This window comes from Kitasatospora sp. NPDC053308 (assembly GCF_055585785.1).
In genome coordinates this window covers 343,753-355,558 of record NZ_JBVJJY010000005.1, presented here as the reverse complement: position 1 = coordinate 355,558, position 11,806 = coordinate 343,753, and the positions used below count along the sequence as shown (strand labels likewise).

The following is an 11,806-nucleotide window of genomic DNA, read 5'->3' as shown; positions in this document are numbered from 1 at the left end:
CATGGATACGGCACCCTCGGTGTGTCGGCGTGGCCTGAGGCCACGGAGCGGCACTGGAACTTGATGGGTTTCTCGCCGACCCCGCGCGACGGCGCGCTGCGCGACTGCGGGATCATCGAAGACTGCGCGGGTCCGGGGGGCGATCGGTCCGCTGTCCGGACAGACCAGGCCTCTTCCCGTACTCCGTTGTTGCGACGGACGATAGCAGGCCGTCAGTGCGGCATAAACACCGCCCCCCTCGTTGGGGGGACAGCCTGGCCTCGTCACGGTTGACGTCCCGAGTCGGAGGGCTTGTCGCCCTTCGTTTCCGAGGCGTCGGTGTCGACGTAGAAGGTCTTGGCCTTGAGCGCGCCGCGCACCTGGAAGCCCGTCCAGATCAGGGCGCAGCCGAGCAGGGTGAAGGCGAACGCCTGCCGGTTGAACAACTCGGTGTTCTTGAAGATCGCGAGCACGATGCCGACCAGCAGGATCTGCGTGGTGTACACGAGCAGTCCGGCGGCCATCAGGATGTGCGGGTTCGACCTGGTCAGCCGGTCGAGCGCGACCTGGCCGAAGCTGAAGAAGGCCATCACCAGCAGGGCGCCGAAGAGGGCGCCGAGCAGCCCCTTCCCACCGGCGACGGCGAACGAGATCGCCATGGCGATGATCCCGGCGACCGCAGTGGGAATCGCGGCGCCTCGGAGGATCCGGGCGTCGGTGGACGGCATGTCGGCAGCTCCGGCGGCATGTCGATGTGGCGGGGGACGGGCACAGCGGTGGCGGGTGACACCGGACCGAGGCATCGCCGCCGGGCCGCCCGCGGGAACGGCGGGCCCGTCGAAGGCGACCGACAGGGACGGAAGTCATCCACCTGTCAGGTCTTTCGGCGTGTTCTCGATACTCGTGAACGGTATCACAAACTATTTGATGAGAGCTTTACCATGAATGTGTGGTACCTGTCACACCAACGGCTCAACGAATCCGCCGTATGGGTGAAGCCATCTGGCGGATCGTCAACTCCCTTGTCAGCGACGGCCGCTGGCGGGGCGGTGGTCGGCGGGCTCGGAGGAGCCCCGGGTGGCTTCACCCAGGAGTTGCTTGTCCTTCGCCGACAGTTCAGCCATCGGACCCGACGGCTGGCGGCGGTAGCGCGGCGGGACGAAGGACTGCACCGCCCGCGGGGCGCGCGGCCGGAACCGCGGGGTCAGCAGCACCACCAGGCCGAGCAGGCAGAGCCCGGCGAGCGTGAGGACGACGGCGCGGCCGGTGTTGGTCACCGAGAAGGCCACCGTGCCGAAGGCGATCAGCGCGGCCCAGAAGTACATGATCAGCACCGCGCGGCTGTGCGAGTGCCCGACCTGCAGCAGCCGGTGGTGCAGATGGCGCTTGTCCGCGGCGAACGGCGACTGGCCGGCCCAGGTGCGGCGCACCACCGCGAGCAGCAGGTCGGCCAGCGGCAGCGCGATGACCGTCAGCGGCAGCAGCAGCGGGATGTAGATCGGCACCAGGGCGTGCACGGTGGCGGTCTGCGAACCGGTCTCGTTGTTGATCAGGTCCGGGTCGACCCGGCCGGTGATGGAGATCGCGGCGACGGCCAGCATCAGGCCCAGCATCATCGAGCCGGAGTCGCCCATGAAGATTCGCGCCGGGTGCATGTTGTGCGCCAGGAAGCCCAGGCACATGCCGATCAGCAGCACGCTGAACAGCACGGCGGGGGCCGCGTCGGTGATCGTGTAGCCGTACCAGAGCCGGTAGCTGTACAGGAAGAACGCCATCGCGGCGATGCAGACCATGCCGCCGGCCAGGCCGTCCAGACCGTCGATGAAGTTCACCGCGTTGACCATGACGACGACCAGGGTGACCGAGATGACCATGCCCTGGGTCGGGCTCACGGCGACCGCGCCGACGCCGGGCACCGGGAGGGTGATCACCGTGACGCCCTGCCAGACCATCACACCGGCGGCGATCATCTGGCCGCCGAGCTTCACCAGGGCGTCCACGCCCCACTTGTCGTCGAGCACACCGAGCAGGAACATGATCCCCGCGCCGGACAGCAGCGCGCGGATGTCGGTGCCCCCCTGGAACACCTTGCTCAGGTTGTCGAGCTGCGAAGCGACCAGGATGCCCGCGCAGAGCCCGCCGAACATCGCGATGCCGCCGAGCCGCGGAGTGGGCTCGCGGTGCACGTCACGGGCGCGCACCGGCGGCATGGCGCCGGCCGCGATGGCGAACTTCCGGACCGGGCCGGTCAGCAGGTAGGTGACGGCGGCGGTGCAGAACAGCACCAGCAGATACTCACGCACCACTGGCCTCCTGCATCACTGTCGAACGGGGAGGTACCGAAGGTACTCCCCTGCCTTCCCGGGTTTCGAGGTGCGTCGCCACGGCACACACCTTATTGAGTCGGACGCCCGGGGCGCGCATCGCGGTTCGCCCTCCCGGGTAGGAGATCGGGATGCCCGTGGACGGACCGCGCCGGGGACCGGCTCCGGCCCGCCCCCGGAACCGGGCTCAGGTCCGGTCGGCGAAGGTCCGCGCGAGCTCCCGGACCCGGGCCGCGGCCGGCCCCACCGGGCCCCCGGCGACCACCCGCGCGATCAGCCCGGCGATCTCGGACAGCTCCGCCCCGCCCATCCCCTGGCTGGTCACCGTGCCGGTGCCGAGCCGGATCCCGGAGGCCTCGGCGGGCGGCGCCGGGTCGAAGGGCAGCGCGCACTTGCCGAGCAGCAGCCCGGTCGCCGCGCAGCGCCGCTCGGCCTCCGCGCCGCTCACCCCGAGCGGGCTCACGTCGGCCGTCACCAGGTGGGTGTCGGTCCCGCCCGTCAGGGGGCGCATTCCGGCCTCTGCGAGCCCCTCGGCCAGCACCCGCGCTCCCGACACCGTCCGCTCCGCGTACGCCCGGTAGGCGGGCGTCGAGGCCTCCGCGAGGGCCACCGCCTTGCCGGCCACCTCGTTCATCGCCGCGCCGCCCTGGCTGAACGGGAACACCGCGCGGTCGATCCGCTCCGCGAGCTCCGCCGTGCACAGCAGCAGGCCGCCGCGCGGGCCGCGCAGCAGCTTGTGGGTGGCCGCCACGGTGACGTCGGCGTACGGCACCGGCGAGGGCGCCACACCGGCCGCGACCAGACCGGTGGTCTGCGCGACGGAGGCGATCAGATAGGCGTCCACCTCGTCGGCGATCTCCCGGAAGGCCGCCCAGTCCGGGTGCCGGGGGTGGGAGATCGAGCCCGCCACGATGGCCTTGGGGCGGTGCCGGTGGGCCAGGTCGCGCACCTGGTCGAGGTCGATCAGGCCGTCCTGCTCGCGCACGCCGTACCCGGTGCAGTCGAACCAGCGCCCGGAGAAGTTCGCGCGCGAGCCGCAGCTCAGGTGACCGCCGTGCTCCAGGGACATCGCCAGCACCCCGTCACCGGGCTTGAGCAGCGCCGCGTACGCCGCGAGCATCGCCGAAGTCACCGACCGGGGCTGGACGTTGGCGTGCGGGGCGGCGAACAGCTCGCGCGCCCGGTCGACCGCCAGCAGCTCGGCGGCGTCCGCCAGCGCGCAGCCGGTGTGGTGCCGGCGGCCCGGGTAGCCCTCGGCGTACTTGTCGATCAGCGGGCCGGCGAGGGCCGCCAGGACGGCGGGAGTGGTGAGGTTCTCCCCCGCCAGCAGCTGGATCGTTTCGGCGCGCCGCTCGGCCTCCGCGGCCAGCAGGTCGGCCAGCTGCGGATCCGCCCGGTGCAGGGCTTCGGACGCCCATGGGCGCCCCTGCGTCGTGGTCGGGCCGGTGGCGGCATCGGTGACGGTCATGACGGTGCTCCCGGGCGCTGCGGGGTCGGTCAGACCAGCGTAGGACCGCCACCGCCGCCCGGCCCGCCGGAACGGGCCGCAGCCGCCTGATCGGGCGTCTCGGACGGCCCGGGCGGCCGCGGGTCAGCGGTGCGCCGGTACGCCGGTGAGCGCGGTGACCACGGGGTCGACCGCGTGGAATATCTCCTCGCCGCAGTTGCGGAACATGCCGATCGGTGCCCCGTACGGGTCGTCCACCTCGTCCGACTCCGGGGTGGCGGCCAGCAGCCAGCCGCGCAGCGCGGCGGCCGCCCGGACCAGCGCGCGGGCCCGCTCGGTGACGTCGGCGCCGCGCCGGGGGTCCGGCAGCGTGCCCGGGTCGATCGTCCGCACGAGCCGGGTGAACTCCTTCAGCGTGAAGGTGCGCAGCCCCGCCTCGTGCCCCATCGAGATCACCTGGGCGCGGTGGTCCAGCGTGGCGGTGAGCACCAGGTCGGCCTCGACCACGTGCTCGTCCAGCAGCTCGCGGCCGGTGAAGCCGCCGCTGTCGGCGCCGTACTCGTCGAGCACGGTCGCGGCGTGGTCCTCCATCGGCGCGCCCTCGTGGCCCCAGGTGCCGGCGCTCTCGACCAGGATCCGCCCGGCTACCCGCGGACTCAGCCGGGTGTCCAGCTCACGCCGGGTGAGCCGCTCGGCGATCGGCGAGCGGCAGATGTTCCCGGTGCAGACGAACAGGATCCGGAAGTGGTCCAGCGGCCTGGGGCCCACGCTCAGGTACGGCGCTATGCCCGGCCCGGCGTGCAGCGAGGCGGTGGGCGTCAACTGCCGGCCTCCAGGTCGGGGACGACCTCCCTCAGCTGCTCGACGCTGATCGCGCCCGCCCGCAGCAGAACCGGGACCTTGCCGGTGACGTCGACGATGGACGAGGCGGCGGCGTGGTCGGCTGACCCGCCGTCCAGGTAGACCGAGACCGCGTCGCCGAGCTGCCCCTGCGCCTCGTCGCAGGTCAGCGGCGACGGACCGCCGCTCCGGTTGGCGCTGGAGACGGCCATCGGGCCGGTGGAGTTCAGCAGCTCGATGGCGACCGGGTGCAGCGGCATCCGGACCGCGACGGTGCCGCGGGTGTCGCCGAGGTCCCAGCGCAGCGAGGGCTGGTGCTTGGCGACCAGGGTGAGACCGCCGGGCCAGAAGGCGTCGACCAGCTCCCAGGCCTGCTCGGAGAAGTCGGTGACCAGGCCGTGCAGGGTGGTCGGGGAGCCGACCAGCACCGGGGAGGGCGTGTTGCGGCCGCGGCCCCTGGCCGCCATCAGCTCGCCGACGGCCTCCGGGGAGAAGGCGTCCGCACCGACCCCGTAGAGGGTGTCGGTGGGCATCACGACGAGTTCGCCGCGGCGGACGGCCGAGGCGGCCTCGCGCAGGCCGGTGGCGCGGTCCCCGGCATCGGCACAGTCGTAGCGGCGGCTCATCGGTGCGGTCCCCTTCCGAAGTGGCTCATGGCGGTCACTGCGCGGCCCTGCGGCGCTCGACGGTCACGACCCGGCCCTTCGGGCGGTCGTACCGCGCCTGGATGTTCACGACCCGGCCCTTCGGGCGGTCGTACCGCGCCCGGATGTTCACGATCCGGCCCTTCGGGCGGTCGTGAAGCGCGGCCGGTTGTTCAGGTCGCGGTGGTCGGCGGTGTCCGTCCAGCCGCGTTCCTCGTTGAAGATCCACGGCACCTGGCCGCCCTGCTGGTCGGCGTGCTCGATCACCACCGCGCCGCCCGGGCGCAGCAGCCGGGCGGCCACCCGCTCGATGCCGCGGATGGTGTCCAGCCCGTCCTCGCCCGAGAACAGCGACATCTGCGGGTCGTGGTCGCGGGCCTCCGGCGCGACGTACTCCCACTCGGTGAGCGGGATGTACGGCGGGTTGGAGATCACCAGGTCGAAGCGGCCGTCCCAGGAGCGGTCGTCCTCGAAGGCCCTGGTGGCGTCCCCGGCGTGCAGGGTGATCCGGGCGCGGTCCGGGCTGGCGTCGATGTTGCGCCGGGTGTACCGCAGCGCCCCCTCGTCCAGCTCGAAGGCGTGCACGGTGGAACGCGGCAGCTCCTGGGCCAGGGCGAGGGCGATCGCGCCGGAGCCGGAGCACAGGTCCACCACCAGCGGGTCGGCCACGTCCATGTCGCGCACCGCGTCTATGGCCCACTCGACGACCGTCTCGGTCTCCGGCCGGGGCACGAACACCCCGGGGCCGACCTCCAGTTCGAGGTAGCGGAAGAACGCCCGCCCGGTGATGTGCTGGAGCGGCTCGCGCGCCTCGCGGCGGGCGACCGCCTCCCAGTAGCGGGCGTCGAAGTCGGCGTCCTTGACCGTGTGCAGCTGGCTGCGCTTGACGTTGTGGACGTAGGCGGCGAGCTCCTCCGCGTCGAAGCGCGGCGACGGCACGCCGGCCGCGGCCAACCGCTGGGTGGCCTGGGCCACCTCGGCGAGCAGCAGGTTCATCCGTACGACCTCATGTTTCTGCGCTCCGGCTTCCGGGCTGCGCGTGGGCTGGGGCGCGCCGGTCTCAGTTCTCTTGGGCCGCGGCGAGCTTGGCCGCCGCGTCCTTGTCCACGCAGGACTGGATCACGGCGTTCAGGTCGCCGTCCAGGACCTGGTCCAGGTTGTACGCCTTGAACCCGGTGCGGTGGTCCGAGATGCGGTTCTCGGGGTAGTTGTACGTCCGGATCCGCTCGGAGCGGTCCACCGTGCGGACCTGGCTGCGGCGCGCGTCCGAGGCCTCGCGCTCCGCTTCCTCCTGCGCGGCGGCCAGCAGGCGCGAACGCAGGATGCGCATCGCCTGCTCCTTGTTCTGCAGCTGGCTCTTCTCGTTCTGGCAGGAGGCCACGATACCGGTCGGCAGGTGGGTGATCCGGACCGCGGAGTCGGTGGTGTTGACCGACTGGCCGCCGGGGCCGGAGGACCGGTAGACGTCGATCCGCAGGTCGTTGGCGAGGATCTCGACCTCGACCTCCTCCGCCTCGGGGGTGACCAGCACGCCCGCCGCGGAGGTGTGGATGCGGCCCTGGGACTCGGTGGCGGGGACGCGCTGCACGCGGTGCACGCCGCCCTCGTACTTCAGCCGGGCCCAGACGCCCTGGCCGGGCTCGGCGGTGCCCTTGGTCTTCACGGCCACCGAGACGTCCTTGTAGCCGCCGAGGTCGGACTCGTTGAAGTCGATGATCTCGGTCTTCCAGCCGATCCGCTCGGCGAAGCGCAGGTACATCCGGAGCAGGTCGCCGGCGAACAGCGCGGACTCCTCGCCGCCCTCGCCCGCCTTGATCTCCAGGATGACGTCCTTGTCGTCGCTCGGGTCGCGCGGCACCAGCAGCAGGCGCAGTTCCTCGGTGAGCTCGTCCCGGCGCGCCTCGGAGTCCTTCACCTCGGCGATGAACTCCGGGTCCTCGGCGGCGAGTTCGCGCGCGGCCTCGATGTCCTCGCCGGCCTGCCGCCACTGCCGGTAGACCCGGGTGATCGGGGTCAGCTCGGCGTACCGCTTGGCCAGCTTGCGCGCGTTGGCCTGGTCGGCGTGGACGGACGGGTCGGCCAGCCTCGTCTCGAGGTCGGCGTGCTCGACGAGGAGCTCTTCGACTGCCTCGAACATGGGGTGGCCTTCTTCCCGGGGGCTCGGATGTGGTGGGGAGGGGGACTGCGGCGGGACCGCGCGGGGGGACGCGAACGGCGCCGGCCCCCAGCGCCCCCGACTACGCGTACGGGGGCGCCGGGAACCGGCGCCGAGGGAGCGCTAGGCCTTCGCGCTGTGCTGCTTGCCGAAGCGGGCCTCGAAGCGGGCCACGCGGCCACCGGTGTCGAGGATCTTCTGCTTGCCGGTGTAGAACGGGTGGCACTGCGAGCAGACCTCGGCGCGGATCTCGCCGCTGGTCTCGGTCGAGCGGGTGGTGAACTCGGCGCCGCAGGTGCAGGTCACGCGCGTGACCACGTACTCGGGGTGAACGTTGGGCTTCAAGGGGTTCTCCTAGGTTTCGGGAGGGCACCGGGTCGGCGGCTGGAGTGCCGCACGTGAACCGGGACCGACGGACCAGTCTGCCAGGACCGGCCGCATCTTCCCAAACCGGGGCGCGTTCCGGGATATTCCGGGCCCGCTCAGCGGGTGGCCGCGGCCTTCGCGGTCGGCGTGCCGGCGGTCCGCGCGGGGGCCGTGGCAGCGGTCTGGGCGGGGTTCTCCGGCTGCGCGGAGACGACCGCCTGCGGGAACTCCCGGTCGGCCCTGAGGGCCGCCCAGAGCTGGTCCGCCTGCGGCTGCTGCTCGACCACCCGGTTGGGGTCGCCGGGGGCCGCCTCCACCGGCACGGTGACCATGCTCAGCTGGTCCGGGCCGATCCCCTTGAGCTCCTGGACGAGCCCCACCAGGGAGTTCACCGAGCCCAGCGCGGAGTCGGTGGTGATGCTCCTGGTCACGGTGTCGCCGATCGACCACAGCTTGACCGGGTCGGTGAACATCCCGGCCCCGCCGGCCTGCTGGAGCAGGGACTTCACCATCTGCTTCTGCAGCTCGATCCGGCCCAGGTCGCTGCCGTCGCCGACGCCGTGCCGGGTGCGGACGAAGGCCAGCGCCTGCTGCCCGTCGAGGTGGTGCCGGCCGGCGGGCAGGTCGAGCCCGCTGTCCTTGTCGTGGATGGCCACCGTGGTGGTCACGGTGGCCCCGCCTATCGCGTCCACGACCCGGGCGAAGCCGGCGAAGTCGATCTGCAGGTAGTGGTCCATCCGGAGGCCGGTGAGCTGCTCGGTGGTCTTGACCGCGCAGGCCGCGCCGCCGCTCTCGAAGGCGCTGTTGTACATCGCGCGCTTGGCGCCGGGCACGGTCTTGCCGTTCGCGTCGGTGCAGTCGGGGCGGGCGACCAGGGTGTCGCGCGGTATCGAGACGACCTGCGCCCGCGAGTGGTCCTGGTTGACGTGCACCACCATCGCGGTGTCGGAGCGGGCGGTGTCGCCGGTGTTCCCGCCGGCCAGGTCGCCGTTCTCGCCGGCGCGCGAGTCGGAACCCAGCACCAGGATGTTGAAGGACCCGTCGGTGGCGGCCGGCGGCCGGGCGTCGCCGAGCCGGCCGTCGATGTCGACGCTCTTGATGTTGCCGTTGAGCTTCACGTACGCGTAGACCGCCGCACCCGCGCCGAGGACGACGAGTGCGACGAACGCGCAGGCTGCCGTCCGCAGGACCTTGCGGCGGCGACTCGGGATCCTCTTGTGCTCGGCCATACGGTCCAGAGTAAATCGGACAACATGATCCAAAGACCCCCAAGTTGTCCCGACTCTGGAACAAAGCGGCGCGGACGCACGGAACCCCGGACCGCTGGCGCGGTCCGGGGTTCCGTGCTTCGACAGCCGTCCGGCTACGGTCAGTCGCCGGAGCCGGGGGTGGTCTTGGCGATCTGCATCAGGAACTCGGCGTTGCTCTTGGTCTGCTTCATCTTGTCCAGCAGCAGCTCGATCGCCTGCTGCGAGTCGAGCGCGTGCAGCACCCGGCGCAGCTTCCAGACGATGGCCAACTCCTCGTTGCCGAGCAGGATCTCCTCCTTGCGGGTGCTGGAGGCGTCCACGTCGACGGCCGGGAAGATGCGCTTGTCCGAGAGCTTCCGGTCGAGCTTGAGCTCCATGTTGCCGGTGCCCTTGAACTCCTCGAAGATCACCTCGTCCATGCGCGAGCCGGTCTCGACCAGCGCGGTGGCCAGGATGGTCAGCGAGCCGCCGTTCTCGATGTTGCGCGCGGCACCGAAGAACTTCTTCGGCGGGTAGAGCGCGGTCGAGTCGACACCACCGGACAGGATGCGGCCGGAGGCCGGCGCCGCCAGGTTGTAGGCGCGGCCCAGACGGGTGATCGAGTCCAGCAGGATGACCACGTCGTGGCCCAGCTCGACCAGGCGCTTGGCGCGCTCGATGGCCAGCTCGGCGACGGTGGTGTGGTCCTCGGCCGGCCGGTCGAAGGTCGAGGAGATGACCTCGCCCTTCACCGACCGCTGCATGTCGGTGACCTCTTCCGGACGCTCGTCGACCAGGACGACCATCAGGTGGCACTCGGGGTTGTTGTGGGTGATCGCGTTGGCGACCGCCTGCAGCACCATCGTCTTGCCGGTCTTCGGCGGCGCGACGATCAGACCGCGCTGGCCCTTGCCGATCGGCGACACGAGGTCGATGATCCGGGTGGTCAGCACGCCCGGGTCGGTCTCCAGGCGCAGGCGCTCCTGCGGGTACAGCGGGGTGAGCTTGTTGAACTCGGGGCGGCCGCGGCCGCTCTCCGGGTCCATGCCGTTGACGGAGTCCAGGCGCACCATGGCGTTGAACTTCTCGCGGCGCTCGCCCTCGCGCGGCTGGCGGACCGCACCGGTGATGGCGTCACCCTTGCGCAGGCCGTTCTTGCGGACCTGGGCGAGCGAGACGTAGACGTCGTTCTGGCCCGGCAGGTAGCCGGAGGTGCGCACGAACGCGTAGTTGTCGAGGATGTCGAGGATGCCCGCGACCGGGATCAGGACGTCGTCCTCGCCGATCTGCGGCTCGACGGTGCCGGCCTCGAAGCCGTCACGGCCGCGACGGCCACGGCGGTCGCGGTAGCGGCCGCGACGGCCACGGCGGCCCTCGCCGAACTCGTCGTCGTCGTAGCCGCCCTGCTGGGCCTGCGGCTGCTGGGCCTGCTGGGTCTGCTGGCCCTGGCGGCCCTGCTGGTCGCCCTGGCCGCCGCCCTGCGGCTGGCCCTGGCGGTCGGCGCGCTCGCGGCGGTTGCGGCGGTCGCGACGCGACTCGCGGGCCTCGCCGTCCTGGGCCTCGCCGCCCTGGGCCTCGGTGCGCTCGCCGCCCTCGCGGCGGTCACCGGCCTCACGGCGGTCGCGGCGCTCGCGGCGGTCGCGACGGCTCTCGCGGCCGTCCTCGCGGCCCTCGAAGCCACGGGTCTCGGCCGGGCGGCCCTCGGCCTGCTTGGGCTCGGCCACCGCGACGGTGGCGGCCTCGGCCGCGCCCTCGGCGGCCGGGGCGGTGGGGGCGCCGGCGGCCGAGGTGGCACGGCGGCGGGTGCGCTCGGCACGGGCCGGCGCGGCGGTCTCGGCGGCGGCCTGGACCGGGATCTCGATCTGGGCCTGCGGCTCGGCGGCGGCCGGAGCCTCGGCGTCGGCCTTGGCGGCGGCCTTGGTGCGGCGGGCCGGCTTCTCGGCCGGGGCCTCGGCGTCCGCCTTGGCGGCGGTGCGCTTGGCGGCCGGGGCGCCACCGGCGGCGAGCAGCGGGTCCCCGCCGCTCTTCTCCTTGATGGTCTCGATCAGCTGGCTCTTGCGCATGCGTCCGGTACCGGTGATGCCAAGGTCCGCGGCGAGCTTCTGCAGCTCGGCCAGGACCATGCCGTCCAGGCCCGCGGCGGCACTGCGGCGGCGCCGCGCCGGGGCAGCGGGGGCGGCGGCTGCGTCCGACGCGTCGGCGTCCGGGCGCGCGCCCATCAGATCGGTGGAGTCGCTCACTAAGGGTCCTTCCCTGGAGCGGACGTCGGCCTGTCTGGCTCGGCGACCGGTTGTGCTGTCCTGACCAACGCTCGACTGCGTCGGTCCGAGGCGGTGGTCCCTCGAATGGCGGGAGCCCGTCGAGGGAGAGCTGCGAGGTGCGGTGCATGAAGCACGGTGGTGCTGATAGGCGCGTGGGCCGGTCGTGTGTCGACCTCCCCTGAGGGCGTAACCCCCACGCTGCCTGCGAATCCCGGGCCCCCGTCGCGTGACGGTGGCCCGCGCTCCGCCCGTCCTGGCCTCGAGGTGGGAGGCCGCGGGTGGGAGTCAGGTGCCGTCACGGCTTCGGGATGCGGCCGCATGTCGCGCAGGCAGGCTGCGTACGCGCTGCGGTGGGCTCCCGGAGAATCGTCGCCCCGTGCATCGCCGGGACTCCACGGCAGTGGAGCGCTGGGATCGGGACGCGGCGCACCGGGCCCCGGAGGGCACCTGGTGCAGCAATGAGGTTAACACTACCGACCCCCTTGGACATTCCCCGGCCTTGCGCTTGCCAATCGTGTCCGGTCGGCCCGGCTCGGCGCGGGGGCCGGTGCCGGGCCCGGA

10 protein-coding genes are annotated in these 11,806 nt (G+C 72.4%); all 10 read right to left on the bottom strand.

Annotation, left to right across the window (positions count from 1 at the left end):
• Positions 1–263: 263 nt before the first annotated feature.
• Complete coding sequence (locus ACZ6Y7_RS14915; protein WP_465758300.1) at positions 264–707, bottom strand: hypothetical protein; 444 nt, start codon at positions 705–707, stop codon at positions 264–266.
• Positions 708–1,004: 297 nt separating this feature from the next.
• Complete coding sequence (locus ACZ6Y7_RS14910; protein ID WP_465758299.1) at positions 1,005–2,282, bottom strand: MraY family glycosyltransferase; 1,278 nt, start codon at positions 2,280–2,282, stop codon at positions 1,005–1,007.
• A gap of 208 nt (positions 2,283–2,490) precedes the next feature.
• Positions 2,491–3,771 (bottom strand): serine hydroxymethyltransferase, encoded by a 1,281-nt coding sequence (locus ACZ6Y7_RS14905; RefSeq protein WP_465758298.1) that lies wholly within the window; start codon positions 3,769–3,771, stop codon positions 2,491–2,493.
• 123 nt (positions 3,772–3,894) lie between these two features.
• Entirely contained in the window at positions 3,895–4,536 is a 642-nt protein-coding gene (locus ACZ6Y7_RS14900; RefSeq protein ID WP_051829598.1) for an arsenate reductase/protein-tyrosine-phosphatase family protein, read from the bottom strand.
• A gap of 32 nt (positions 4,537–4,568) precedes the next feature.
• Positions 4,569–5,216 (bottom strand): L-threonylcarbamoyladenylate synthase, encoded by a 648-nt coding sequence (locus tag ACZ6Y7_RS14895; protein ID WP_465758297.1) that lies wholly within the window; start codon positions 5,214–5,216, stop codon positions 4,569–4,571.
• A 147-nt stretch (positions 5,217–5,363) separates the two neighbouring features.
• A complete protein-coding gene (gene prmC, locus ACZ6Y7_RS14890; RefSeq protein WP_465758296.1) occupies positions 5,364–6,230 on the bottom strand; it encodes a peptide chain release factor N(5)-glutamine methyltransferase in 867 nt (288 codons plus the stop codon).
• Between the two features lie 64 nt (positions 6,231–6,294).
• Entirely contained in the window at positions 6,295–7,371 is a 1,077-nt protein-coding gene (prfA, locus tag ACZ6Y7_RS14885; protein WP_465758295.1) for a peptide chain release factor 1, read from the bottom strand.
• A 141-nt stretch (positions 7,372–7,512) separates the two neighbouring features.
• Complete coding sequence (gene rpmE, locus ACZ6Y7_RS14880; RefSeq protein WP_030057539.1) at positions 7,513–7,734, bottom strand: 50S ribosomal protein L31; 222 nt, start codon at positions 7,732–7,734, stop codon at positions 7,513–7,515.
• 137 nt (positions 7,735–7,871) lie between these two features.
• Positions 7,872–8,984 carry an LCP family protein gene (locus ACZ6Y7_RS14875; RefSeq protein WP_465758294.1) on the bottom strand — a complete coding sequence of 371 codons (1,113 nt, stop codon included), beginning with the start codon at positions 8,982–8,984 and terminating at the stop codon, positions 7,872–7,874.
• A 140-nt stretch (positions 8,985–9,124) separates the two neighbouring features.
• Positions 9,125–11,224: a transcription termination factor Rho gene (gene rho, locus ACZ6Y7_RS14870; RefSeq protein WP_465758293.1), complete on the bottom strand. Its 2,100-nt coding sequence runs from the start codon at positions 11,222–11,224 to the stop codon at positions 9,125–9,127.
• Positions 11,225–11,806: the final 582 nt, after the last annotated feature.